24 protein-coding genes are annotated in these 25126 nt (G+C 40.6%); 15 read left to right on the top strand and 9 right to left on the bottom strand.

Annotated elements, in window-relative coordinates:
* Positions 1-759: 759 nt before the first annotated feature.
* A complete protein-coding gene (locus CXF80_RS05105; protein ID WP_101031858.1) occupies positions 760-2340 on the top strand; it encodes a BCCT family transporter in 1581 nt (526 codons plus the stop codon).
* Positions 2341-2419: 79 nt separating this feature from the next.
* On the opposite strand, the gene CXF80_RS05100 is transcribed toward CXF80_RS05105, so the two are convergent.
* Entirely contained in the window at positions 2420-3136 is a 717-nt protein-coding gene (locus CXF80_RS05100) for a 3'-5' exonuclease (RefSeq protein ID WP_101031856.1), read from the bottom strand.
* A 10-nt stretch (positions 3137-3146) separates the two neighbouring features.
* The gene (locus CXF80_RS05095; protein ID WP_101031854.1) at positions 3147-5030 is read right to left on the bottom strand and encodes a DUF294 nucleotidyltransferase-like domain-containing protein; all 1884 of its coding nucleotides are present in this window, start codon (positions 5028-5030) and stop codon (positions 3147-3149) included.
* 841 nt (positions 5031-5871) lie between these two features.
* On the opposite strand from CXF80_RS05095, the gene CXF80_RS05090 reads away from it, so the two are divergent.
* Positions 5872-6321 (top strand): host attachment protein, encoded by a 450-nt coding sequence (locus CXF80_RS05090; protein WP_101031852.1) that lies wholly within the window; start codon positions 5872-5874, stop codon positions 6319-6321.
* A 403-nt stretch (positions 6322-6724) separates the two neighbouring features.
* Here the strand turns inward: CXF80_RS05090 and CXF80_RS05080 are convergent, their stop codons facing one another.
* On the bottom strand, positions 6725-7066 hold the full coding sequence (locus CXF80_RS05080) for an ABC transporter permease (RefSeq protein ID WP_232772049.1): 342 nt from the start codon (positions 7064-7066) through the stop codon (positions 6725-6727).
* Between the two features lie 538 nt (positions 7067-7604).
* Here CXF80_RS05080 and CXF80_RS05075 point away from each other — a divergent pair.
* Both CXF80_RS05075 and CXF80_RS05070 read left to right on the top strand, forming a co-directional pair.
* On the top strand, positions 7605-8576 hold the full coding sequence (locus tag CXF80_RS05075; protein ID WP_101031848.1) for a DnaJ C-terminal domain-containing protein: 972 nt from the start codon (positions 7605-7607) through the stop codon (positions 8574-8576).
* 2 nt (positions 8577-8578) lie between these two features.
* The gene (locus tag CXF80_RS05070; RefSeq protein WP_101031846.1) at positions 8579-8896 is read left to right on the top strand and encodes a chaperone modulator CbpM; all 318 of its coding nucleotides are present in this window, start codon (positions 8579-8581) and stop codon (positions 8894-8896) included.
* Positions 8897-9362: 466 nt separating this feature from the next.
* On the opposite strand, the gene CXF80_RS05065 is transcribed toward CXF80_RS05070, so the two are convergent.
* Entirely contained in the window at positions 9363-10361 is a 999-nt protein-coding gene (locus tag CXF80_RS05065) for an NAD(P)H-hydrate dehydratase (RefSeq protein ID WP_101031844.1), read from the bottom strand.
* A gap of 374 nt (positions 10362-10735) precedes the next feature.
* Between CXF80_RS05065 and CXF80_RS05060 the strand changes: the two genes are divergently transcribed.
* The 3 genes from CXF80_RS05060 to CXF80_RS05050 all read left to right on the top strand — a co-directional run bounded on the left by CXF80_RS05060 (position 10736) and on the right by CXF80_RS05050 (position 12811).
* Entirely contained in the window at positions 10736-11188 is a 453-nt protein-coding gene (locus tag CXF80_RS05060) for a hypothetical protein (protein WP_101031842.1), read from the top strand.
* Between the two features lie 577 nt (positions 11189-11765).
* Entirely contained in the window at positions 11766-12074 is a 309-nt protein-coding gene (locus tag CXF80_RS05055) for a hypothetical protein (RefSeq protein ID WP_101031840.1), read from the top strand.
* The gene (locus tag CXF80_RS05050) at positions 12047-12811 is read left to right on the top strand and encodes an MFS transporter (RefSeq protein WP_157822181.1); all 765 of its coding nucleotides are present in this window, start codon (positions 12047-12049) and stop codon (positions 12809-12811) included. Before CXF80_RS05055 ends, CXF80_RS05050 begins: the two co-directional genes overlap by 28 nt.
* Positions 12812-13492: 681 nt before the next feature.
* Here CXF80_RS05050 and CXF80_RS20045 read toward each other — a convergent pair.
* Positions 13493-13630, bottom strand: coding sequence for a hypothetical protein (locus tag CXF80_RS20045; RefSeq protein ID WP_157822180.1), 138 nt, complete (start codon positions 13628-13630; stop codon positions 13493-13495).
* Positions 13631-13808: 178 nt separating this feature from the next.
* The gene (locus CXF80_RS05040) at positions 13809-15026 is read right to left on the bottom strand and encodes an HD-GYP domain-containing protein (protein WP_101031834.1); all 1218 of its coding nucleotides are present in this window, start codon (positions 15024-15026) and stop codon (positions 13809-13811) included.
* A gap of 562 nt (positions 15027-15588) precedes the next feature.
* Between CXF80_RS05040 and CXF80_RS20595 the strand changes: the two genes are divergently transcribed.
* Complete coding sequence (locus tag CXF80_RS20595; RefSeq protein ID WP_269801255.1) at positions 15589-15720, top strand: hypothetical protein; 132 nt, start codon at positions 15589-15591, stop codon at positions 15718-15720.
* Here CXF80_RS20595 and CXF80_RS05035 read toward each other — a convergent pair.
* Positions 15697-16578 (bottom strand): LysR family transcriptional regulator, encoded by an 882-nt coding sequence (locus tag CXF80_RS05035; RefSeq protein WP_101031832.1) that lies wholly within the window; start codon positions 16576-16578, stop codon positions 15697-15699. The two genes, CXF80_RS20595 and CXF80_RS05035, sit on opposite strands and share 24 nt — an antisense overlap.
* A gap of 86 nt (positions 16579-16664) precedes the next feature.
* Between CXF80_RS05035 and CXF80_RS05030 the strand changes: the two genes are divergently transcribed.
* The 5 genes from CXF80_RS05030 to CXF80_RS05010 all read left to right on the top strand — a co-directional run bounded on the left by CXF80_RS05030 (position 16665) and on the right by CXF80_RS05010 (position 20140).
* On the top strand, positions 16665-17090 hold the full coding sequence (locus tag CXF80_RS05030; RefSeq protein ID WP_101031830.1) for a PACE efflux transporter: 426 nt from the start codon (positions 16665-16667) through the stop codon (positions 17088-17090).
* 172 nt (positions 17091-17262) lie between these two features.
* The gene (locus CXF80_RS05025) at positions 17263-17655 is read left to right on the top strand and encodes a hypothetical protein (RefSeq protein WP_124012118.1); all 393 of its coding nucleotides are present in this window, start codon (positions 17263-17265) and stop codon (positions 17653-17655) included.
* 177 nt (positions 17656-17832) lie between these two features.
* On the top strand, positions 17833-18177 hold the full coding sequence (locus CXF80_RS05020; protein WP_232772047.1) for a DUF2127 domain-containing protein: 345 nt from the start codon (positions 17833-17835) through the stop codon (positions 18175-18177).
* Positions 18178-18717: 540 nt separating this feature from the next.
* A complete protein-coding gene (locus tag CXF80_RS05015; RefSeq protein WP_101031828.1) occupies positions 18718-19188 on the top strand; it encodes a Dps family protein in 471 nt (156 codons plus the stop codon).
* A gap of 169 nt (positions 19189-19357) precedes the next feature.
* A complete protein-coding gene (locus CXF80_RS05010; protein ID WP_101031826.1) occupies positions 19358-20140 on the top strand; it encodes a hypothetical protein in 783 nt (260 codons plus the stop codon).
* A gap of 84 nt (positions 20141-20224) precedes the next feature.
* Here the strand turns inward: CXF80_RS05010 and CXF80_RS05005 are convergent, their stop codons facing one another.
* Both CXF80_RS05005 and CXF80_RS05000 read right to left on the bottom strand, forming a co-directional pair.
* Positions 20225-20809, bottom strand: coding sequence for a TetR/AcrR family transcriptional regulator (locus CXF80_RS05005; RefSeq protein WP_101031824.1), 585 nt, complete (start codon positions 20807-20809; stop codon positions 20225-20227).
* A 429-nt stretch (positions 20810-21238) separates the two neighbouring features.
* Entirely contained in the window at positions 21239-22645 is a 1407-nt protein-coding gene (locus CXF80_RS05000; RefSeq protein WP_101031822.1) for an alanine/glycine:cation symporter family protein, read from the bottom strand.
* Positions 22646-23035: 390 nt separating this feature from the next.
* Between CXF80_RS05000 and CXF80_RS04995 the strand changes: the two genes are divergently transcribed.
* Positions 23036-24370: a sensor histidine kinase gene (locus tag CXF80_RS04995; RefSeq protein ID WP_101031820.1), complete on the top strand. Its 1335-nt coding sequence runs from the start codon at positions 23036-23038 to the stop codon at positions 24368-24370.
* 58 nt (positions 24371-24428) lie between these two features.
* Positions 24429-24965 (top strand): response regulator transcription factor, encoded by a 537-nt coding sequence (locus tag CXF80_RS04990; RefSeq protein ID WP_101031817.1) that lies wholly within the window; start codon positions 24429-24431, stop codon positions 24963-24965.
* Positions 24966-25126: the final 161 nt, after the last annotated feature.

The raw sequence follows: 25126 nt of genomic DNA, 5'->3' as shown, positions 1-25126 counted from the left end.
TAACAGTAGGGTAGCAGTCGATGGTCGATCTGCAGCGCAGCATGAGTTGATAACATAAATAGCCAATGACGTTGGGCATGCCGCTATAGCTAACAACTTGCACAGCGAACACGTCACTTTATTGAAACCGCAGCATCGAAAAAGTGCAGACGCTGTAAAAGTGACCACGAGTATCTAACAAGCCGTGTTTCTGTTTGTTAAGAGGTGTGAGTTAATTAATGACGGCGAATAAAATCCGTTTCAGAATGTCAGCGTGGGCAAAGCAAAATAAAGCCCAATCAAGGCAGAAACCGATGGCGTTATGCTGAATTGAAAGACTCATACACTTTACTGAATTTAAAATTTTAAATGAAGACTTTAAGTGGGTGATAGCTATACTTACACTGAGGTTTGGTGCGCTGGCTTCTTTATTATTGATTTAACCTAATGCTGACAAGTTACTCATGATGGATACCGCGGTGATATTACCAATGCCTTTAATGCTTTGAAGGATAATTTTATTAGCCAGACATTCAGGGTTAAAACTCTGGCTGGCATTGTTTGCTGTCGACGCAATGGGTGAATATGAGCGATTGGTTAATTTAATTTGGCTCCCTTTCTTCACTTATAATGATAAGAAATATAGATGCCTGTTTATTTTTTATTTTGAAATAAGCCTGAAATTAGCACCTGATTTTGTTAACATCCGTCCACAATATTCAATCGACTGTTAAATCGAAAGCTAAATTAAAAGCGCAAGGCCGCTCTAATCGAGGATTTATGAAGAAAAATCAGGATAAATACAGTATAGATAATACCGATTATACTGTCGGGCAAGATAACATTCAAAAATGGGGTTTTGATATACATAACCCTGTATTTGGAACGAGTGCAGGCTTAATCGCTATTTTTTTAATTGCTATTTTAATTATCGACCCAGCAACATCAAAAGAATTTTTAGACGGTATAAAATGGCAGATTATAGGTGCATTTGACGGCCTCTTTATGTGGTCTATGAATATTTTTGTGATCTTCTGTCTGGGATTAATTGTCTCACCTTTTGGTAAAATTCGCCTAGGTGGTGACGGCGCAAAAGCCGATCATTCAAGACTTTCCTGGATAGCGATGCTTTTTGCTGCAGGTATGGGCATTGGTTTGATGTTTTGGGGGGTTGCTGAGCCTGTAGCGTATTACACAGGCTGGTATGAAACACCACTCAATGTCGTCGCCAATACCCCGGCAGCAGCAGAGCTTGCACTGGGTGCTACTATGTTCCACTGGGGATTACACCCTTGGGCGGTTTATGGCGTAGTCGCCTTATCGTTATCTTTCTTTGCTTACAACAAAGGCCTACCGCTTTCCATACGGTCTGCTTTTTACCCGATATTAGGCGACCGCACCTGGGGTTGGCCCGGACATGTCATTGATATTGTAGCTGTGATAGCCACATTATTTGGTCTGGCAACATCACTTGGTTTAGGTGCCCAACAAGCTGCGGGTGGTTTCCAGCACGTGTTTGGCATTGACGGTGACCTCTCCTTGCAAATCATTATTATTGTCGTAGTGACTATGCTGGCGATTGTCTCTGTGGTACGCGGCCTTGAAGGTGGTGTTAAAGTAATCAGTAACGTTAATATGTTACTTGCTGCTGTTTTAGTTATTTTTGTTGCGCTTGTGACCGCTGCAGTTTCTATGGGTACTATTCCCACAACCATAATGGGTTATGTTAAGAATATTATCCCCTTGAGTAATCCAGTAGGTCGTGAAGATGAAGCTTGGATGCACGGCTGGACCGTCTTCTATTGGGCATGGTGGATTTCATGGTCTCCATTTGTGGGTATGTTTATTGCTCGTATTTCGCGCGGCCGTACGGTACGTGAATTTCTTACCGCAGTATTGATTATACCAACATCAGTGACTATCTTATGGATGTCTGTCTTTGGTGGTGTCGCTATTGACCAAGTTGTCAATGAAGTCGGCATATTAGGCAGTGAAGGGTTAACGGACGTTCCGCTTGCGATGTTCCAGATGTTTGATGCGCTGCCATTAGGTAATATTTTATCAATGATAGCTGTGCTACTGGTACTGGTTTTCTTTATTACCTCTTCCGATTCCGGGTCGTTGGTAATAGACAGTATTACTGCTGGTGGTAAAATTGATGCGCCGGTTCCACAACGTATTTTTTGGGCATCAATCGAAGGTGCTATTGCCGCTGTGCTATTGTGGGTTGGTGGTACTGAGGCGATTGAGGCATTACAAGCGGGTGCCATTTCGACGGCGCTACCCTTTACCATTATTTTATTGGTAATGTGTGTCAGTTTGTTAATGGGCATGCGTACCGAAAAGCATAATAAAAGCTAGTTTTTACTTGCTACAAAAAAGCCGATGATTGAATCATCGGCTTTTTTTTGTCTAGTATTGTGCTCTCATCACCGAGACGTTATAACCACAATTTTTTAATCGCAGTGTCGGGACTAAAATGATATTTAATTTGAGCCTGCAGTAATTCTGCGGTGGCAATTGCATCGGTTAAAGCATCGTGAGGCGCGTAAGCGGGTAAGTTGTAGCGATCACGACTATTAGCAAGACGAATGGACTCTGGGCGTTTTCTTTTAAAGAAATTAAGCAAGCCCGACGTATTAACCCTTTGCAAATTAGCCTCAATCTGCATGGTATCGATAACCGGAAAGATAATACCTTCATTTATCAACAAGCGTAAAGTGTGATCAAGAAAATCACGCTCAATATGCCGATAATGTACCACCACCACTTTTCCTGCCAGTTCAGCTAAAAGCTGCTCTAAAATACGCAACAGATCAGGTGCATCTTGTAAATCCGAGTGGGTGATACCATGAATAATAATTGAGTTTTCTTGTAATTTATCCTGTGGATTGAGATACCATTCTTTTGCTTTGCGGCAAAAAATGCGCTGTAAATTAAAGGGTACCAAACCAATACTAATGATGCTGTTTTGCTGTGAATCTAAGCCTGTCGTTTCAAAATCAAGCGCGACAAAATCAATATCATTTAATGGCGTTTCATTGCTATAGGTTCCGGTATTATAAAAATCAACCAAGCGTGGATCTTTACTGTTTTTGGCTTTTAATTTTAGCAAGGCCGCCCAGTTTAAAATCTCCTGATTACTGAAATTGTTCATGAGTTAACCTTTAAAGTTTGTTTGAAGTATAACGATATTTTAAAAAGTTTTGTGCATTGCTTAATACTAAAAAAGCATCTTTAAGATTGCGTCTTTCAAAATCAGACATACTTTCCGGTTCAATATTATTATCAGGCTCGATCCCAGACTCTATATCGGATGACTGATGACGCAAACGTACCAGAGAGATAAGCTCCATTGCATGTTGTAAATCTTCGCCCTTTGATTTAGGCAAAATACCTGCTTCGATAATATCATCCAAGCGTTGAAATGAGTTTTGCGATTGTGAGCCGATCGCCAAGGCATGCACTCGGATCAGATCCGCCAATGGTGCAGTACCACGACGTTTTAAATTAATAGCGTTATTATGGCGGCCATCTTTTTCCATCACAAAATCTTTAAAAAATCCCAGAGGGGGTTTACGATTAAGGGCATTGTGCGCCAAACAGGCTAAAAATCGGTTGTTTTTCTTGGTCTTGCGCAGGATAAATGCATTTAATTGCTCAGCCCATTTTACTCGGCCATAGACACCCGTAAGATCAAAGAAAATAGAGCAGTTCAATAAAGCTTGAGGGTTTGGATTATCTATCCAATCACCGAAACAATCTTCCCACTGAGATCGTGTTTTGCGAAACTCAGGGTTACTTGCCATAATATCACCAGTGCAGTAACTGTAACCGCAGGCAGCTAAACCATCACAAACAAAATTGGCTAGCTTTTCAAAATAGGCACCATGCAACGCGACTTGATAGCTATTATCAAGGATTATGGCATTATCTTGATCGGTTACCATCAGTTGCTCATCTCGAGCCATCGAGCCCAATGCTAAAAAGCAGTAGGGAACCGGCGGGGGGCCGAACATCTCTTCGGCAAGTTCTAATAAACGCTGTTTAAAGTTGCGACCGATTTCAGACATTGCCCGCCCGACCATATGTGAATTAGCATCTTCGTTAACCATGCGCACAAAACAGTTTTTTAACTGTGCAGAAAGCAGCACTAAATCCTCGCTACTTTTCTGCTGAAAGATACTGCTCACAAATAACAAACTATTTTGCGATTCGTAACGGATAATATCTGCAACTTCAATCAGGCCAATGGGCTTTTTATTTTTTAGAATAGGTAGATGATGAATGTTATAACGCAGCATGAGCAGCATTGCTTCAAAAATATAAGCGTTATGATCCAGTGAAATCAAATTGGTCGACATGACTTGTGAAATCGGATTATCAACATTTACCCCAGCTGCAATGACGTTAGCGCAGAGATCATGTTCGGTAATAATGCCAACAAAACTGCTGCCCTCCTCATTCTCATCCTCTGCATCAGGATCATTAATCAATGCAGCAGAAACATTTTCTTCGGCCATTAGCTTAGCTGCCGCTTGAATAGTGCTATTACAGGAAATAACGACTGCTCCTCTCGTCAATAATGTTTTCACTTTGGAAGTGGTCAGTGCATTAGCATCATCGGTTTTACCTTTTACCGCCTGTTTTAAACGGGTAGTATCTTCCACTTCAACAAAATCAGCGAAATCGTCATAAAGCTCGCATAAGTTAGTGAATACCAATTCTGGAATACAGTATACCAAGGTATCTTTTACCGCTTTGGCTGGGAAACGTACTTTATTATTGGTGAGTAAGCCCATTTGGCCAAATAACTGTCCCTGATCTAGACGATTGTACAGTTCACCTTTACGGCGATATAACTCAACGACGCCACTGCGGATCATATACAGTTCGGTAATATTGTCGTTAAAGTTAACAATCATGCTATCGGTACGGTAATAAGAAATCTCAACACTTTGTGCAACTTCAATGATGGCTTGTTCTGGAAGTTGGTCAAAAGGGGCGTACTGAGCGATAAAGCTTTTAATTTCGAGTAGTTCGGCTGACATTAATAGGCCTGCTAGTTGGTGATTACTGGAGCTTTTGTTTATATCGATTTAGATATTATACGAGTAAAGCTAAAATATGAGCAGCCATAATTTTTGCTGAATATTTAACTGTTGGTCTCGTCTTTAGTTACCTTGATTTGCTTGTAAGTAACAAATAATCGTTAGACCAAGATAAACGATAGTCAGTTTAAATGACACACAATACTATCACTCTGTTGGTGTATTGTACTTAAGCATTTCTGTGGGGCCTGATAATATGACAGGAGAATTACACCTCTATATTAACTATGAACATCGCCAAAAATGGGTGAATTTCTTACTGGCAACCATCTTGGTGAATGAACTCTATGTTTATGCGGTGATAAGTAAATTGTTCATATATGACATGATAATCTTGATAGATCTCCCATTTATGTAAACTAACGTATTGTGATGATAACCCGATAATGCGGAGGTATTGGAGAACCGTAAACACGATTTTTCACATAAATATACCTACACGTTAATCTACAAGTTAATTGAGACAAATAATATCAGTGTATTGGTACGGTATCAGAAACTGAACAGCAGGGTTTTAAGATGGAGTTCTACCGTAAAAGGATAGCGAACAAGTGCTGCAACGGATTTAGTGCACAGTAGTGGTCTTTGAAAAAAACGCAAAATGTGCACCAGCAAACTTCACTGCTGAGAAAGACGTTAATTCAAAGAAACAAGCTAACAGCAATCGATTCCAAAGAATTAACAAAAATATTGTCTATAATTAAGTGACTCGATTGTCTTATTTTTAATAAGACAATCTATTAATGATGAACTTAATGATGAACTTATTGGGAGATAAATAATGAGCAGTTGGATTTTAGTCGCCGATAGCGCTCATGCACGTCTATTTAACGCCGAAACAGCAAAATCCGCATTAAATGAGATTAAGAGCATGATCCACCCCGAATCAAGACAACATGAACAGAAGCTAACCTCTGATCTACCAGGACGTCAGGCTGGTGGTGCAACGTTTAGTCACCATGCTGTGGGAGGTAAAACAGAGCCCAAAGAGTATGAGGCGGTAGAATTTGCTAGAGATATATGTAGATACCTTGAGGCTGAATATAATGCGCAAAAATTTAGCCAATTGATCGTGGTTGCTGAACCTCAGTTCCTTGGCAACTTACGCAAGGTAATGAGCGACAACGTCGCTAAGCTTATTACCCTAGAAATAGACAAAGACATAGTTAAGCAGGACATTGCCACGATTCGAGGTCACCTGCCCACTATTCTTCCACTTTTAACCTCATAATGCGGCCAAAGCATTTTTTATTAACCCATATACAGTGGAGGCAACAAAATTTAACAAGACCCAGTAGACTATTCGAGGGTAATGCTTGCCGTCCTTTGTCGCGTTTGTTGTTGGTATCGGTTTCTCAGTAGAGCTGCCTGCACTCAATCGAACTACGACAAAAAAAGCTTTAGTTGCAGCTAAAGCCTGGGTCTCATATTACCGAAACGGGAATTATTTGTTATTAGATGGGGGGGTATCCATACCAGTTGCTATAGTAGACATAAAAAAAGATGCAGATAAGCAATGCATGATACCTAAAATGGACGCTTCAAGCATGGAGGACATCTATCAAATAAGTCCACAAAAACAATATAAAGCCTTTGTTCCTCTCGTTGATAAAAAGCAGCGATCATCAACCAGTCTATTCATGACGCATGGTTTCTATCGGGTCTAGTTGCGCGGCCTTAAGGGCAGGGAAGTAACCAAAGATGACGCCGACTGCTGCAGAAAACAGAAAAGAGACAACTATTATGTCCAGATTGAAGACAAAAGGAATTTGCATCAAATCGGCCAGCGCAACTGAGCCCAGTAGCGCCAGTATTATGCCAACCATTCCGCCCAGAGAAGTCAGCATCACGGCTTCTACCAAAAACTGTAATAGCAGTTCTCGTTCCATGGCGCCGATGGCTAGACTGATTAAGACCCTGCGTTGGACAAATTCGGCACCCTGTGTTGCTTTCGGTTGTTGTTTATCTGATGCCATGTCACGAGCCTCTCATTATTTGAATATCTATCTCAAGTCTGGAGACCTTTGTGTTAATCATTCCTACAATACACTTGTGGTGATATTTTAAACTGTGTAATGAGTTTATAATTCACTCCTTGTGCAAAATATATTATCCCGAGTCTGATGTTATTGATGGCATCTACCCATACTTTTCTTCAGCGTGGAGGCGTTTATTAATGGCCCTCTTAGTCCCACATAATAGAACGAGAGTACTGTTTTGGTTTTGACTGAATAAGCTTGATATTAAACGTGAACACTTGGATTATTGATACCGAGGTATGCGGTAATTTATTATCAATAAAATCAGTTGTATATGATCTTTAATATGCAATATCTTTTCATTTAACGGTTATTTTTGTCATCATTTGATGCTTATTAACTAAACTAGAGATATTGTAATAGAGTTGATCAAGATCAAGCGTGTTCTTTCTCCCTGGGCCTAAACTTGTTAATGTTGATTAGTTCCAAGCCGTCTGATGATCCGTTGCAAACTTGTTTTTTGTTAGGGGATAAAATGAATTTTAAAGACTATTACACTGTATTAGGGGTAGAACCTGATGCGGATGATAAAGTAATAAAAAAAGCGTATAAAAAACTCGCGGTGCAGTACCATCCTGATGTGAGCAAACATCCTGAAGCAGAAGCAAAATTCAAAGAAATTAGTGAAGCCTATGAGGTATTACACAATACTAAAAAGCGTGCCGAATATGACGAGTTGCGCCATCATCACCTAAATAGAACCCAACATCGCTATGCCAATCAAGGTGGTGCAAATGGTGCAGGTCAAGATTGGGGCCAACAGCAAAGTGATCCACAAACTGATCAAGAATTTGCGGACTTTTTTAATTCAATGTTTGGTGGAAGGCATTCAGGCTTTGAGCATGGCGGGCAACAAAGAAGTCGCCAAGCTCAGCAGCCAAAAGGCCAAGATATCGAAATTGAGTTCCCGATGTTCCTTGAAGAAACCTTGGTTGACACTCTTAAGCCGGTAGCGTTTACCTTACAGCAACGTGATCCCCAAGGTCATGTCGTTGATCAGCCCAAATCTCTAAAAGTTAAAATTCCAGCCGGGGTTATTAATGGCGAACGTATTCGCCTTAAAGGCCAAGGTGGACCGGGACCGACCAAGGCCGATAATGGCGATTTGTATTTACAAATTCGTTTTGCGCCGCATCCTTTATTTGATGTTGATGGTCGAAACTTGAGCATTGTTGTGCCTATTGCACCTTGGGAAGCCGTGTTGGGTACCAAGCTTAAATTGCCCACGTTAACGGGTAATATTCAACTCAGTATCCCCGCCAATAGTCAGTCAGGACAGCGATTACGCATAAAAGGCAAAGGTTTACTCAGTAAAAAAGTGCAGGGCGATTTATTTGCGGTGCTTAAAATTGTGGTACCGACATCACCAGATGAGACAAGCAAGCCATTGTGGACTGAACTAGCCGAAAAAAATACATTCGACCCTCGTGCCAGTTGGAGTAAATAACCATGCTGCAGATTAATATAAACGAACAAGATTGTTGGTTGAGTAGCGATGAACTGTGTGAATGCAGCGATATTAGCTCGACATTATTACTTGAGCTCGTAGAGCATAGTATAGCCATTCCACTGCAGGGCGAGGTGATAGAACAATGGCAATTTAGCGTGGAAAATTTACATCAAGTTAAAAAAGCCACTCGAATTCAACGTGATCTTGCACTGGATTGGGGGGGCATTGGCTTAATTTTGCAATTACTCGATGAAAGAGAACAATTGGAGCATGAAGTCTATAGGCTCAAACAGCAACTTAGTCGATTTAAATCATAGGTACAAGTCGATTATCTGTCGGTGTGTTAGCAAAAAACACTAGTCGATCCACAGTGCTATTCGTATTTTAGGATCTTTCTGTAAGGATTGAGTCACGCAATAAATGCTGAAAGAGGCTATGATATTGATTAAAAAATGGATGGCATGGTTGCTGGCTAGTGTTGCTGACTAGGGTTGCTGTCTTTCGCTCATCATCCTAATATTTTAGATAAAGCGACTCTTAATCCGGAGGTTGCAGCAAGGTAACAAGTACATATGTAGGTTAGTAATTAATTAAAACGGGTTAATACGTATAAACCTTCCACCAATCAATAACCTAATTTGACTGCGATTGCGTTGATTAGCATCAGCGTTTTATATTCAACCCCAGAGTCACGTTAACAGGGTAAATTGCGGCTTACTCCCCATCCCACAAATGCTCGCTATTGTTAAGACACACAACCATTGTGTTATTGGCGTATTAACCTTAATTATCGGCATTTAATACTCGCAAGATGGCTTTAGGTATGTACTCGAGTAGATCACTGGCAAGCACCCCATATTGGCTTAATTCATTTGCGGCTAACTCGCCTGCTAAACCATGCAAATATACCCCTAGGCACGCAGCGTTAAGTGGGCTGACGCCTTGGGCGCAAAATCCTGCGATCATACCGGTCAAGACATCTCCAGTACCGGCTTTGGCTAGCGCGCTGTTGCCAGTAGGATTAATGAAAACGTGCTCCCCATCGCTTATGACGGTGTGCTTACCTTTAAGCACCACGAGCGTATTTAATTGTTTAGCCGCTAAGCTAGCAAAATGAACCCGTTGCGCTTGAATCATGTTGACATCTACATTTAATAACCGTGAGAGTTCTTTTGGATGTGGGGTAATAATGCTATTTTTGGTCAAACTAATCGGTTTTTGCACGGTGCTTGTAGGGTGGTGAAGTAAACGACTCATAAAGTTCAGTGCATCTGCATCGAATATCACCGGATGAGTATTCGCTTGGATTTCTGTTAGCAGTGCATAAAAAAATTCACTATTACCATCAGGGACTATTAAGCCATTTATAGGGTTAGGGTAATGGTTCAATTGATCTGTACTTTGGCTAATGCTCAATCCACTGCCTATGGAAATTACACTGGCTTGTGCGAGTTTACCCCGAAGTTGTAAAACAGCTTGGGGGGCTATGGATTGTGTATTTATATCTTTTATATCAATATCTTGCTGTGCTTGACGAGATGGTAGCGGCAAGGTAACTACATTTGGGGTTTGCGCGCTCACACTGTCACAGACCGATGGGCTACTGGCTAATGTGACGTAACCTGCACCAACCCGCAGCGCGGATAAACTAGAAAGATATGCCGCCCCTCGATAATGTATCGAACCGGCAATATTCAGCACCTGGCCAAAGGTCATCTTATGACTGTCATCTGGCCTTGGCGGCAATATACTGTTGATGTATTCGAGGGTTAGTGTATTCATTGATCTTCGCTGCTTAATATTAAATATTCATACAATAAAGTAGCACAAACAGAAAATGCTTAATGGCACCTAATACAGAAATATTATAATATTTTTTACTCTGTGATTAACTCGTTAAGCTTGAATGTACCGTGGACAATATTGTATCAATTACACCGCCTGGGTTTAGACATAATGTTAAGGAAAATGAATGACGAGAGTTGATAGGGCACAGGGATCATCTTTATGTATTTTACTGGTGATGGTCAACGCTTTCTCGACTTAGCGGTCTGCCGTAGGTCAATGGCATTGATAACTATACTAATTATAATAACGCATCATTTACAGTTAATGGGATTATGGTTAAGTCTATCGCAACAATATGAGACTCATGTATGACACAGTGGCAAGCGAGTAAGCAAGATGACCCTCTGGCTCCCAATAAAAAGGATATTAGACAAGATCCTTTAATCGCTAAGTTACTTGGGAGGTTACCAGCACAACTGGTTCAATCTTATACTGATGAACAACTTGAGGGTATTAAAGGCGCGTTAGGTCCAAATACATGGGGCAGCCACTTTATTGATAATCGGGGAACATTTAAATTTCCGTTTATAAAGTGGCGTTTTTATTATGTATTTCTACTGGGACGAAATAAACGTGCTTACACACGTCGTGAAAAAAATGCCTCGTTAGCGATCATGGTAATGTTAGTTTTTACGGTTATATTTGCCTCGATGCTACTTGGTTTGCTGGTGCTTTATATTATCAAGTCAGCATTAGGTATCGATTTATTTTCTGATACGTCATTAGGTATTTGGGATCAGTTTAAGCAATGGTTAGGCTAACCACGTTTATTGATTGCTGTTAGCTGGGGTTTGTCTGATTGTCGGAATCAATATTTTATTGAGATGGTAAGTTGGGCTGTTTTCCCCCTGTAAACGCTAACAGGCCGTCGTCATCATCTTTTGCAAAGTTTAGGTAAGTGTTCTCCATCTTTTGGGTAAATAACCCTACTTTTTACACATACCGCTCACGCGACAACTGATGGTGTGCATTTGATTGACTATATCATTATGGGTAGGCGCTTTAATGCGCGTAATTTTGGTGTTACCTAGCTTATCTCCGCTCCGCGCACCTTCTAAAACAGCATGTGAAACTGAATGTTCAAATCTAGCGTACTGCCAACGCGTTTAACAAGTGTTACTGCACCGGTTTTGGCTTAACCCATTAATGAAGCACTGTGTTTTAGAAAAATTAGCCATTTAATAGACTACAATATGTATTCATAACATTGATTATTAGTAATTTTTCAATCATTAAAACATCACAAGTCATTGATTGATATACACACCTAAATATCACCGACGTTTGTGTTACGTTCGCACCAGCATCATATATTTAATTAAAATAATTAGGATGTTTATGCAAGGTAATCTATTTAATACGACCAAAGGCCGATTGTTTTCCTTTGGTATGATGTATATTTCTGAGGGTATCCCATTTGGATTTACCAGTATTGCACTCGTCTCTATTATGCGTCAGTCTGGTTTAGGTCTCGACGTAATTGGGATTTTCACCGCGGCACTCTTTCTTCCTTGGACCTTTAAATGGGCGGTTGCCCCATTTGTCGATATTATCAAGTTCACCCATTATGGCGGTAGAAAAGCATGGATTGTTGCCTGTACCATAATGATGTTGCTCTTATGGTCATTAGCGTACTATTATTTCTGAATTTATTGTTTATTTTATTTTTTGTAAAAGATCTACATATACAAAAAGCAAAAATAGTCACAGAAAAATCAGTTCTCCATGAATTATACGTTAGTTTTATCTACTTCATTAAAGCCGTCTTCGATAGTTTTTGGCTTTCGGGTAGAATACCGATCCTAGCCTTATTGTTTGCTTTTCTTCCTACTGGCACCATGGCTTTGGCTTATGCTTCCTTGCAGACTATTCAAGTCGATCTGGGCTTTAGCAATAATGAAATTTCTCAGGTAACATTACTCAATACCATTTTTGCGGGCATTGGGTGTGTCATCGGCGGATATTTGGCTGATATCTGTGGCTTGCGAAAGATGTTGTTTACTTTCTATTTCCTACTGATATTTCCCGGACTATATTTAGGCACGAGAATATATATGGCTGGCTTAGAAGATATTCATACTTATGAGTTTTACACCATTGCTACAGCGCATGGCTTTCTCTTTGGTATGGGCTTTGCAGTATCGACAGCTTATTTTATGGGGGCAACCAATCCTATGGTAGCGGCAACCCAATTTACAGTTTATATGGCCTTTGGAAACCTAGCCATTATGGTATCTAACTATTGGCAAGGGATTGTCTCAGAACATATGGGCTATGCCAATATGTTCTTTATAGAATCAGTAATTGTTATATTACCTTTAATACTCATACCGTTTTTAAGAACTAGAGAAGAGATGAAAGCTGAACAGACGTTGATTCGTTAACTTTTTGGCGCTGGTGTTTCATCTTTTTATGTTATTGGCAGTCCCATTCAAACACTTTTTAACCAGTAAACCAAGGGGGGGGGTAAGTGGCAACAGTGGCTTGAGCGAATAAGCTGCCATTGGTACGATTTATTATCTTTGGTCGTGCTACTAGTGATATTACGCTGCGCCTTAAAGTATATGGCGCCATCGGAAAGTCACCATATCGAAAACCTGTCATTGAGTGTGTTCTATTTGTTTTATTTTTCGCAGGCATGAGTTTGTTACAAGTGACGTTATTTGGCGCGCATTAACCACCCATCTACATCGATATTTAAGCTGCCTGTTAGTGAGCTCATTATTGAATTATGGTTACTATTATTCACCGGATTTAAGCCCTTATTTGTCGTTAACTGCCCGTTAGCAATTATGGTGGTTGGTGTGTGTTTTAGTGTCATGGAGTGGATTATTAACCCCGACAGGTTACGTCAATGCCCATATAATCCGCACTCCGACGTGGTTACATCTAACCAATGAATTGATCTATTCATTTTATATTTAGCATCAGCTTTAGCCTTATATATTGTCTGTGCATTGCTGTGTTATTGGCTTATTAAACCTTTAGGCGACAACTGTCTTGAAACCCCCGTTATTGCTTAAAAATGTGTAAGTATGCCTCTTTAGGCAAAATAGACTAAAGCTTTAGTGATGTTCGGCGGCATCAGTGGTTTGGGTTGATTTATCTTCAATGGCTTGTGAGCATACCGTGATTTGTAAAGGTAATGCTGCAGCGTAAGGATGCAATGTATACACTGAATTTGGTCGCAGTTTGTGGTGCACAATTTACCCAATAGCCGTTTTCTAGCCAAACCTTTTGCCCAGGTACATCGTGAGCATTGGTAGTTTCACACTGATGGTAAAGCGCACTTCGTGATTGATGAGCTTGAAGTACAAGAGAGCGTTAATAAACCCCATAGTTCAATTAACTGCGACAGGTAAAGCCTGCAACGTTTACTGGCTAGCCTTCGTGGGCTAAATATTGAATAATTTGTTCCATGTTTAGGTTAAAATCATCGGCGCGAACACATTTTACGATTAAGTCGTCAGTCACTGTTGCCAAATCAATCTTTTGCCCGACTTCGAAATGATCCGGTTTTAAATGATAAAACGGTTTCACAAGCGGGCGGATTGGGTCTTTAGGATTATGACTTTCAACAATAGCAAGTCTATTCGACTCAAGTTGAACCACTGAGCCGACAGGGTAAACCCCCATACAACGTATAAATTGATCGACTAGGTCTTTATCTAATTCATTTTTTTCAGCCAATGCCCGCAAAATACTAAAGGATTTGACTTGTGCATAACCTTGTTTGTAGCAACGATTGGAGGTGAGAGCATCGAAAATATCGCAAATACTGATCATCCGTCCGTATAGGGTAATTTTTTCTGCTGGCACACCAAATGGGTAACCTTGTCCGTTAAGTTTTTCATGGTGTAAAGTTGCCACCTCTAAACTTAGCGGGCTAATGCCTGGGGTGTTTTTCATGATTTCAATTGAATAACTGGCGTGAGTTTTCATAATATGAAACTCTTCATCTGTCAGTTTATCAGGCTTATTTAAAATGCGATCGGGGATCATAATTTTACCCACATCATGTAAAAATGCACCGACTGCTAATTGATTAACAATATCTTTGTCGATTTTTTTATATACAGAAAACATAGTCATCAATACCGATACTGACACCGAATGTTCAAGTAAATATTCATCTTTATTGCGGATGTTAATCACACACGATAATGCATTGGGATTATTGAAAATCAAATCTGTCGATTCGGAGGTTATTTTCTGCACCGGGTCCATTTCTAACGGCAAACCGTGTTGGGCATTATGGAATAACTTTTTTTGAATGTTTTTTGATTCATTAAATACTTGGCGAGCTTTAACTAATTCTTGATTAAAGAAATTTGCTTTCACATCGGTGCGTGCAGGCGTGACTTTACGAGGCGGTTGAGGCTTGAGCACATTGATTTTTTGCTCGACTTCTTTGACAATAACTTCAGTTTTACTGGTATCAATGAGTAGTTTAGTGACCGATTTTCGCTTTAGTGCTTCGATAACTCGTGCATTGTTAAGCACACCAGGTTTAGTTAGCGAAAACGTATCTTTGGGCTCGGTGATTTCGACCACATACATTCCAACACAAACGTCAGTAATGTCATGTTCAATCAGCATAAATCGGTTCCTCGGGCTATTTATCAGCATCAGCGCTATCAACTGTATCGTATGATTTAGCATACGATAGGTTACAATATCACGAATTTGATGCTGTAATATAAGTGAAATAACGCTTCGTAGAACAAGCTTTACCACAACCGTTATTCAAGGTTTATTTGTGGTGTTAATCAACTATGTTACAGGCAACATAATCAGAGTTTATGCCGAAATCACCTAAGGTTCAATGGCTTTGAATAATCGTTATTGGATTGTTTATTTTTGTGCGGTTAATTAACTATATATCGTCAATACAAGATGTTAACCAAAGTGTACAGCGGATGATATCTCAACAATTGATAATTCTCAATATAGAGCAAGTATCTTTTACAAGCTGTAAACGGTATAAAAACTAGGTGTGAAACAAAGTATAAAGTCTGCTGTTTGAGTTGTTGTATTTTTTTAAAAAATAATAGTTAACCCCACTATAATCACTAGCCTCCGTGTACTCTTTGCTACAACGTCTAAGGCTGAGTCAGTAGCGCTTTTTTTGATGTTAATCATAAATGGGTTGGGATAGGCCGTGTTTGTCACCGCTCAATTGGGAATGTTTTTACATGTTGTTCAGCAAGGTTCGTTTGCCAAAGCCGTTTCGATATATGACATGGAGAATAGTTATTATCAACGTAAATTATGGCGTCAGCAATTGCCGTAGCGAGTGTCTAAGTTGCTTAAATACCGGCTCGTGACTGTAACAATGGTGCTGTATAACATCCACATTAGCTTGCCAGCCAATCTCTTTAAATTCAGACGGTAATAATACTAATTGACCGCTATTAACATAGTTATTGGCAATATGATTGGGCAGTAAACACCAACCATGTCCCTGCAATGCAAGTTCGAGCAAAATATAGTAATTGTCGGCGTACCAAGCATCTGGGCTAATTGCTGTCTGAAAGCTACTGGATTTAGTATTTCGCGAACGGATCAAGAGTTGACGATGCAATTTTAAGTTGGCTAAGTTATCACATATCTGTTGTGCTAGAGGGTGAACACTCGCCACATACATATCAAACTTAATTGACCCGATAGATTCAAAGTCGATGTGAGTCGGGATCGTTAACTCGCTGAAAATAATTCCGGTAACAGCCCGCTCAGTGTCAATCATATCGATAATATCAATGCTCGATGCAGTTAAAAACTCAAGCGTGATAGTTGGAAATTGAGCTTCGAGCTCATTAATAATATTGGACAGCTTTTGCAGCGGAATGCCTTCATCTAAACCAATTGTCAGCTCAGATATTGCTTGTTGATCTAGGCTTTTGGCACAATCGCGCAGGCGTTGATGTTGGCTCAGTAATACTTGGGCATGGGGTAGCAGTTTTTTTCCTGCTGGTGTCAATTGAGGATAACGTCCACTGCGATCAAATAGTTCGCTATTGCAGTCTATTTCAAGGTTTATCACATGCTGACTGACAACCGACTGAGCTTTATTGAGGTTTCTAGCTGCAGATGAAAATGACCCCGTTTTTACGGTCGCCACAAAGGCCTCAAGCTGTTCAATACTATACATATCGCTTTTACCGATACTTACTAACTTTAATGTATCTTTATATTGGATGAAAATAGTTAAAACGTCACCCCCCAATTGAGATATAAATGCAAAGTAGAGAAAGAATGTTTCACGCCGTGTCTTTTGAACTGATCGCCATGGCCTTTATTGTGCCAATAAGTGCGATAGTGATGAAGCAAAATAGCGCTGATATGTTACTGGTCAGTTTCGCTCTGTCGGTGTTTGCCGTGTTGTGGAATTATGTTTATAACTTATGGTTTGATCGTTTGTTTGGTGCGGAACGACTCGCGCGAACGCTGTTTATCAGGGGAGTACATGTTTGCGGCTTTGAAGGAGGAATGCTTATAATCACAATCCCCTCAGTGTCGTGGTATTTAGGGTTAACCCTTGTCGATACCTTAATGCTGGAGGCGGGCCTGTTAGCTTTTCTTTTTATCTATACCTTTATATTTAATTGGCTTTACGACGTGTATCAACCGTACCAAAAATGGTTTGCTAATCTGGCACATTAATCTGGCTTATTAGTCTGGCCTTATATAGAGTTACCCATTGATGTAAAAGAGGATTTAATCAAGAAGCAACGTTTATATTCTATTACTGTCATCGTTGCTGTGGCATCATAATGCGTGAATAATGAAAAGCTGGATACTAATAGTGAAAAAATACCGCTTAATTTGCGCTGCCATGTTTATCGCCAGTATGTCGATGCTAGGCAATCCTTTACAAGCCGACACACTCGTACCGTTTACCAGTGATGGTTGCAGTGCGTTTCCTGATGGCACTTTTGCACAGCAACAATTATGGTTGTCCTGTTGCGAACGTCATGATTATGACTACTGGAAAGGGGGGACATCAGATGAGCGTTTGGCATCAGATAAGGCATTACGTATTTGTGTGGCTCAAGTCGGCCAATCTGAAGTGGCATTATTGATGTTAGCCGGGGTCCGCGTTGGCGGTACACCTTATTTACCGACCCAATTTCGCTGGGGTTATGGCTGGCCATACCCAAGAGATTACGGTGCACTAACCGATGATGAGCGTCAACAAATCGAGCTTTTATCAGCCCAAAATCAGTAACTTCACAGTTTAAGTTGGACGAGGTGTTTACGTTACTTATTGTAAAAATGAATGGGTATTGACGACTAAACACGTTAACCGAAGTGCTTTTTTGTCGGGGAAATATTAATCGCCATCGTCATTGTTACAAGCTAATATTAGCCGGCTTGCTTTACCGGAAATTGGAAACGCTACACAATGAAGCACTCGAATAAAGGTGTCCATGCCGTTGCGGTACTTGAAGCATCTAAAGGCCTATTGTCGTTACTGGTCGCGATTGGTCTTCATGTCTATGTCGGTCAAAACTTGTCAACGCTGGCAATTGAGCTAGTTACTCATTTACACCTAAACCCTGCTAGTCATTACCCTAGTATTTTTATTTCAGCAGTGGGTTCAGTGTCGCAATCAAGCCTGACGATACTGGCACTAGGCGCTGCGGCATATACTTTGGTGCGCTTTATTGAAGCCTATGGTTTATGGCATAACATGCGCTGGACCCAATGGTTTGCACTGCTTAGCGGCGCAATATATTTACCTTTTTAGTTTTATGAAATGATGAGCCACTTTAGCTTGCTCAGTGTGATTGTGCTGCTGATTAATCTTGTGGTGGTCATGTATATGTATTTTGTGTTGTTTCCTCTTCGAGCATCAATATGAGATCCGCTTCAATGTTTGATTACAGTTATTAATATAAAAGTATTAACAGAGTTTAATGGCCAGCGGTTGATCCATTAAGTGGTAATGTTAGTATGAATACTCACTAACATTAACGATGAGTTAGCGTAATCGCAATTAATTTACCCGAGTTTATTACGTTAATTTATGTAGACATTCAATAAACTTATTTATTAAATAAATGTTATTTGAATTGAGACCCGTTTTATTAGTGGTGTAATATTTGTTTTAACAGCATGTGCTGTTTTCGTTGGTGTCATAATACGACGATAAAGACTCGCTGAGATACAATGTAAGCAACATGTTAATGATAAAATATATTTATTGTTAATCTTGCTAGCTTGTCATCACCATTTATACAAGTGCTGTAATGTTATGACTAATTAATTCTACTTTACGAGGAATAAAATGACTGACATCGATATTGGTATAAAAAAAGAAGATCGACTAAAAATTGCTGATGGCTTAAAAAGTTTATTAGCCGATTCCTATACGCTATATTTGCAAACCCATAATTTCCATTGGAATGTCACCGGGATCCACTTTCGCGAACTGCACTTAATGTTTGAAGAGCATTACACTGAACTTGCGCTAGCGGTTGATGATATTGCCGAACGTATTCGCACCTTGGACGTGGCAGCACCAGGAACTTATAAAGAGTTTGCCCGTTTAAGCTCCATTAAAGAAGTCGAAGGCGTACCGAGTTCAGCTGACATGGTCGATTTACTGACCAAAGGTCACGAGCAAGTGATCAAAACCGCGCGACAAGTGCTCAAATTAGCCCAAGCCGCTGAGGATGAGTCTACGGCAGCATTAGTGTCCGATCGAATGCGGATACATGAAAAAACCGCATGGATGTTAAGAGCGATGAGCAAGTAATCTACTTTAAGCATCATATTTAGGCTAACGTAGCCAAATCATTGGATGTAAAACTAAACCGCTGACTATGTTGCAGCGGTTTATTTTTTTATTATACGGTGACGAAATCTATCGATCCAAGTCGCTAAAAACGATAATGTAGCATTTTGATTGTTTTGATGATGCTATTTTGACTGATAACCCCGCTCTTATTAAACTTGCTATGCATTTATTTGCTCAGCGAAATACTCTTCATCCCGACTCTAACTATCTAGCGGTACTTCCTCAAAGTATTGAAGAATCAATTGCTGTACAACAATTAATGATTAATCTTAATGGCACCATTGCGGGGTGGAAATGCTTAGTTCCACAAGCCAATGATCAATTAATTGTAGCACCCATTTTGCAAGATTCGGTGAGTCATAGTATTGATTGCGCGATTATACCCAGAGTGACAGACGGGCAGGCGACAGCGCTGATAGAGCCAGAAATAGCGTTTATACTAGGGCAAGACATTGAAGCTTATCGTCAATACAGTCATAGTGAAATTGATCAAATGATTTCAGCTACGCATATGGCATTAGAGCTGATCCAGAATCGATTTAGCCGTGAGAGTCAACCGAGTTTTTATCAAAAACTTGCCGATGGACTAAGTAATCAAGGCCTGTATATTGGCCCTAAAATAGATAAGTCTGTGGCGTATAAAGCCAGTCATATCGATGTGGTGGTGAGCGAGTATAAGACCCAAATGGTGCAGCAGTTTTCTGGGTTCCATCCGTGTGAATTACCACAAATGCCTGTGTATTGGCTGATTAATTACTTAGCACAATTGGGCATTAACCTCAGTGCAGGGCAAGCGATTATTACCGGATCATACTGCGGTGTGGTAAAAGTGCCATTAGCGACAAAAATCAATATTGGCTATCATGGCATTGGTCAATTTGATGTGAGGTTTTACGATGCGCTGGCCTAATTTTACCGCTAAATAAATCTTGGCAGTAAAATAGGTGAAAAACCTTGTCGTTGCGTTATTTAAAAAGCGCCTTAGGCGCTTTTGTTAACTTTGTATCTGAATAAAAAACTCTTCGAGTTGCTGGCTTACTGTTTCAGTATCGCCGGTGGCTTTTAGGTAAGAGCGTAAGCCGATAATATGTACTTGTAGCTTTTTCGCGAGCTTATGTTTATCCAATTGAGCAGGCAAATCACCTTCGTTTTGAGCTTGCTCAATGATATTGGCAAAGCGATGCTCAACTTGAGTCAATAAATCACGAGCGATGCTAAGGGTTTCTTGATGTGACTCATCAAGTTCTGCAAGCGTGCGCATCAACATACATAATTCACTGGGTACGGTTTCACTGCAAGGAGCCATTAAGCTGCGTAGATACTGCTTCAACCCGTCCCATACGTAGTCATTCTGCTCGATTTTATCATTTAAATTGCTTGCGGACGTTTGTGCATAATGAATTAATGTCTGATTATATAAATCAGCCTTACTACCGAATGCGGCATAAATGCTACCTGGCCGCATGTCCATGATAGTTTGAATTTCTCGCGTAGAAGTGGCTAGAAACCCCTTTTGCCAAAACAGGTTTTTTGCTTTTTTGAGTACGTCTTCGCGATCAAATTTAGATATATTAGCCATTAGCCCCTCTTTAGTTAGATTATTATTTTACGTTAACTCGATGAGGTAAGGCCAGTATCTTTTGGTTATTTTTAACCATAACGGCCATTGTTGCTGATTATGCTTAATTATGGATGTGATATGAACTATTCATATTTAAACCAATAAAGCCAATTAAACAACAATGCAGCATGCATGTGAGATTATTTTAATTGCAAAATTGAGGGAAAAATACAGCTTCAAGCATAAGTGGTGTTGTGATATTGGCGTTGTACTAGTAGTGATGTAATGGTGGCATTTTGATAGTGGCGTTATAGTTAGTACGGCTGTAATGAGCAGTTGTAAACGATAAAGCGGAATTGAACTAATTTATTCAATTCCGCTTTGAAAACTAAGCGCTACATTGACACTAAAGTGAAATCCATCGTAAAAAACTGCCTTAATGAATGGCTAAGACCAAATCCCTTTTTCGGTTTTACCTTGAATCTCTACATCGGCCAGCTTGAATTCAGGCTTATTAGTGGTTTTAAGCTTAACTTGGTAGTCGCGGGTTAAATTTACGATGGTCGGGGTGAGCAGCATAATTGCACTGATGTTAACTACTGTCATTAATCCCAGCGCCATGTCGGCCATATTCCACACTTCTTTTAATGAGGCATTAGCTCCCCAATACACCATGCCCAAATACAATAAAGTGTACCCGGTGCGACCATAGATGTTGTCGAGTTTAAATAAATGTAAGTTACTTTCGGCGTAGGCGTAGTTGGCCACTACAGAAGTAAAAGAGAATAGAGTAATAATGATGGCAACAAACATATCGCCGCTAATGCCCATATGATAAGTCATGGCGTTTTGAGTGATACGAATACCTTCCATTTCACTGCCAATACTGCCTTGAGCCAGTAGAATTACAATGGCGGTACAGCTACACAACACCATAGTGTCAATAAACACCCCCAGCATTTGCACATAACCTTGCGCAACCGGGTGATTTGGCACTGGCGTTGCGCCTGCGGCGGCATGTGGCACACTGCCCGCACCGGCTTCGTTAGAATACAAACCGCGTTGAATACCATTTTTAATGGCTGTACCGAGCGCGCCGGCCGCCGCTTCATTTAATCCAAAAGCAGAGTTAATAATATCCATCAATACTCCGGGAACTTGATGGATATTAATGATGGTGACGGTTACCGCTGCCAAAATAAATGCCAGGCCCATAAAAGGCACCACGAACTCGGCAAACCGAGCAATGCTGCGAAGGCCTCCCATAACAATGATGCCAGCAATGAAGGTAATGACTGCCCCAGAATAAACGGGTGAAATTTCGAAAGTGTGGTTGAGTGCGTCGGTAATGGTGTTGGCTTGCATGGCACTAAAACTAATGCCGTAACCGAGGAACAAACACAGGGCGAATAATACTGCTAACCAAGGTTTGTTGAGTCCTGCGCGGATGTAATAGGCGGGTCCTCCGCGGTATTCTTTATGATCGTCTCGTACTTTATACAGCTGGCCTAAAATGCTTTCCGCAAAACCGGTCGCCATACCCAGCAGTGCGATAACCCACATCCAAAAGACCGCGCCACTGCCGCCTAATGATATGGCCATGGCGACACCGGCTAAATTACCGGTACCGACACGGGCTGACAAACCTGTACACAAGGCTTGATAAGAACTAATGCCCGATTTGTCACTTTGGGTACTGCCTTTCATCACCTTAAACATATAGCCAAAATGGCGAAATTGAATAAACCTTAACTTCAATGAAAACCACACTCCGGCGAATACCAAGATATAAATGAGGACTTGGTACTCGCCCCACAGCACATTGTTGGCGAGCGATATAATGTCGTTAATCATTGAACAACTTCCTTGGTTTTATCGTTTTATTATTAGATATTTAAAAAGGTTACATTTAGGAAAAATGGCCTATAAATGCAAACACAGCCAAAGTCCAAATGCGTTAATAACCGTGAAAGATGAGTTATAATGCGGTTGGTTGATTTTATAGCGTGAATTTATATGCATTGTAGCTACATATTTAATGCTAGGCGAGGCGTTTTTGTTACTTGTTAACTTTATTTTTGACTAAAAAGTGAGTCTGTTTCGCTGAATTAATATCGTTAATATTGGCACTGTAAGGGTAAATATTTGATAAAATACCCCCATAATTACCGTGTTGTAAGGCACTCACATTTGAAAGCGGGTTCTTTAGCTTAATACATCATAAAAATTAGGATAAATAATAGTATGACAAATGCGAATCTGCCTTTTAATGCAAGCCAGCAACAATTAGCCTTACTGCGATTGGTTAATTGGGGGCTTAAAATTGGTCTTATTTTGTTTGCCACCGACTTATTTGGTTTAACAACACCTCCAGTAACCTTGTCTTACGTGTTAATTTTTGAAGCCTGTTATGTGGGTTTTAGCTATCGCTTTCATCGACTCAGCATGAACAACAATGGTTTGTTGTTTTTAACCTTATTATTAGACAGCTTGTTTTGGACGACGTGGTTATATTTCACCGGCGGAGCAACCAATGCTTTTGTCTCATTACTGCTATTACCGATTGCGATTTCAGCCATTACCTTACCCCTATGGGCTCCTTGGTGCTTAACCATAGTGTCGACGATATTTTATAGCTTGATGATTGTTGATATCACCGAACAAAATAGTGGCTCGGTAATGGAACACGACATAAGCCAAATACCAATGGACCACGTTATGTCAGCAAACCAGGCTATGCCCGCAAGTCACAGTATGGACATGGGATCGCACTATTTAGGCATGTGGTTTAATTTTGTTATTTCGGCATTAGTGTTAACCGTCACCGTCGGCTTTATTGCCAAACGGATCAGACAAAAAAATGCCGAGCTGCGCTATTTACGAGAAGGCCAGCTACGCCAAGAAAAGATATTGGCCTTAGGCACCGCATCAGCGCAAATGGCTCACCAACTAGCGACGCCGTTAGCCACATTACGTTTACTCACCGATGAGTTAGTCGATACTCAGCACTATGCTGAACAACTGGAATTGATCACCGAAATGCAGCACGCACTGAATCGCTGCGAAGTCACCTTAGATGACTTACGTTTAGCGACCGAATCGATACGAGAGCAAAAACTAGCAGAACAGCGAGTCGATGAGTTAGTGGCAACCTTAACCGAGCAGATAAGTTTATTGATGCCAGAAGCGCAACTGAATATATCCATAGCACCACAAGTTGAGTCACGTATAGTGATGACCGACATGAGCTTATTACCAGCATTAATGGCGTTAATTCAAAATGGCATTCAGGCCAGCGAAGATAATCAACACCAAACCCGCGTAGATGTAAATATTGGCTTGTCACAACCCAAGCAGTTGAGTATCACTATTCGTGATTACGGTGTGGGGATTGCGACTCATTTATTACAAACATTAGGCAGTAACATGGTAAAAAGTCCTAAAGGGATGGGCATCGCGGTATTATTAAGTCACACCAGCTTTGAGCGTTTAGGCGGTAAATTATACCTTAAACCCCATCCCGAATGCGGCACCGAAGCCATTGTGACCTTACCGCTGAACGAACAAAAAGCGAGTTGACGCTATTTTAAACGAATAGAAGCGAATAGAAGTAAATAGAAGTTGAATTGAGAACACCATGAACAAGCTATTGATTATTGAAGACGATTTAGCCCTATCGGCCATTTTAGCCCGCCGCCTCGGCAAGCAGGGTTTTGAGTGTAAAACCTGCCATCACGCCAGCGACAGCTTATTAATGGCAAGGCAATTTTCCCCCACCCATATCGTGCTAGACATGAAATTGGCCGACCATAATGGTTTATCGTTGATTAAACCGTTAAGACAACTTTTACCCCATGTACACATGGTATTGCTCACCGGCTTTGCCAGTATCGCCACCGCCGTAGAAGCCATCCGCCTTGGCGCAGACAATTACCTCGCCAAACCCGTCGACACCCAAACCTTATTAAATGCATTATCAGTCACGGCAGAAACCACCACTTATGATGCCATTGGGGAACAGCCTTTAACCCCAAAACGTGTCGAATGGGAACACATTCAACAAGTTCTCGCCAACAACAACGGCAACGTATCAGAAACCGCCCGCCAACTCGGCATGCACCGCAGAACCTTACAACGCAAATTGCTGAAAAAGCCGACGGCAGATAATCGTTAGTATTGCGGACAATAAATTTTGATTGTTTTTAACTCGCACGGACAAACGTGGGTTAGTGCTTTAGATCTTAAAATGACTCTTGTTATTAGGGGGATGTATGGTTTTCTTCCCGTTTTTGCGACAAATTTACTACATCGGGATTTTAACAGCGGAACTATGGT

It is taken from the genome of Shewanella sp. Actino-trap-3 (assembly GCF_002836275.1).
Lineage (GTDB): Bacteria > Pseudomonadota > Gammaproteobacteria > Enterobacterales > Shewanellaceae > Shewanella > Shewanella psychromarinicola.
The sequence above is the reverse complement of the archived record's forward strand: the minus strand, read 5'-3'. Positions and strand labels throughout refer to the sequence as shown.

Bases quoted from the DNA above. Each gene is read 5' to 3' on its own strand.
- CXF80_RS05105 (WP_101031858.1), top strand. From the start codon at position 760: ATGAAGAAAAATCAGGATAAATACAGTATAGATAATACCGATTATACT.
- CXF80_RS05100 (WP_101031856.1), bottom strand. From the start codon at position 3,136: ATGAACAATTTCAGTAATCAGGAGATTTTAAACTGGGCGGCCTTGCTA.
- CXF80_RS05095 (WP_101031854.1), bottom strand. From the start codon at position 5,030: ATGTCAGCCGAACTACTCGAAATTAAAAGCTTTATCGCTCAGTACGCC.
- CXF80_RS05090 (WP_101031852.1), top strand. From the start codon at position 5,872: ATGAGCAGTTGGATTTTAGTCGCCGATAGCGCTCATGCACGTCTATTT.
- CXF80_RS05080 (WP_232772049.1), bottom strand. From the start codon at position 7,066: ATGGCATCAGATAAACAACAACCGAAAGCAACACAGGGTGCCGAATTT.
- CXF80_RS05075 (WP_101031848.1), top strand. From the start codon at position 7,605: ATGAATTTTAAAGACTATTACACTGTATTAGGGGTAGAACCTGATGCG.
- CXF80_RS05070 (WP_101031846.1), top strand. From the start codon at position 8,579: ATGCTGCAGATTAATATAAACGAACAAGATTGTTGGTTGAGTAGCGAT.
- CXF80_RS05065 (WP_101031844.1), bottom strand. From the start codon at position 10,361: ATGAATACACTAACCCTCGAATACATCAACAGTATATTGCCGCCAAGG.
- CXF80_RS05060 (WP_101031842.1), top strand. From the start codon at position 10,736: ATGACACAGTGGCAAGCGAGTAAGCAAGATGACCCTCTGGCTCCCAAT.
- CXF80_RS05055 (WP_101031840.1), top strand. From the start codon at position 11,766: ATGCAAGGTAATCTATTTAATACGACCAAAGGCCGATTGTTTTCCTTT.
- CXF80_RS05050 (WP_157822181.1), top strand. From the start codon at position 12,047: ATGGTCATTAGCGTACTATTATTTCTGAATTTATTGTTTATTTTATTT.
- CXF80_RS05040 (WP_101031834.1), bottom strand. From the start codon at position 15,026: ATGCTGATTGAACATGACATTACTGACGTTTGTGTTGGAATGTATGTG.
- CXF80_RS05035 (WP_101031832.1), bottom strand. From the start codon at position 16,578: ATGTATAGTATTGAACAGCTTGAGGCCTTTGTGGCGACCGTAAAAACG.
- CXF80_RS05030 (WP_101031830.1), top strand. From the start codon at position 16,665: ATGCAAAGTAGAGAAAGAATGTTTCACGCCGTGTCTTTTGAACTGATC.
- CXF80_RS05025 (WP_124012118.1), top strand. From the start codon at position 17,263: ATGTTTATCGCCAGTATGTCGATGCTAGGCAATCCTTTACAAGCCGAC.
- CXF80_RS05020 (WP_232772047.1), top strand. From the start codon at position 17,833: ATGAAGCACTCGAATAAAGGTGTCCATGCCGTTGCGGTACTTGAAGCA.
- CXF80_RS05015 (WP_101031828.1), top strand. From the start codon at position 18,718: ATGACTGACATCGATATTGGTATAAAAAAAGAAGATCGACTAAAAATT.
- CXF80_RS05005 (WP_101031824.1), bottom strand. From the start codon at position 20,809: ATGGCTAATATATCTAAATTTGATCGCGAAGACGTACTCAAAAAAGCA.
- CXF80_RS05000 (WP_101031822.1), bottom strand. From the start codon at position 22,645: ATGATTAACGACATTATATCGCTCGCCAACAATGTGCTGTGGGGCGAG.
- CXF80_RS04995 (WP_101031820.1), top strand. From the start codon at position 23,036: ATGACAAATGCGAATCTGCCTTTTAATGCAAGCCAGCAACAATTAGCC.
- CXF80_RS04990 (WP_101031817.1), top strand. From the start codon at position 24,429: ATGAACAAGCTATTGATTATTGAAGACGATTTAGCCCTATCGGCCATT.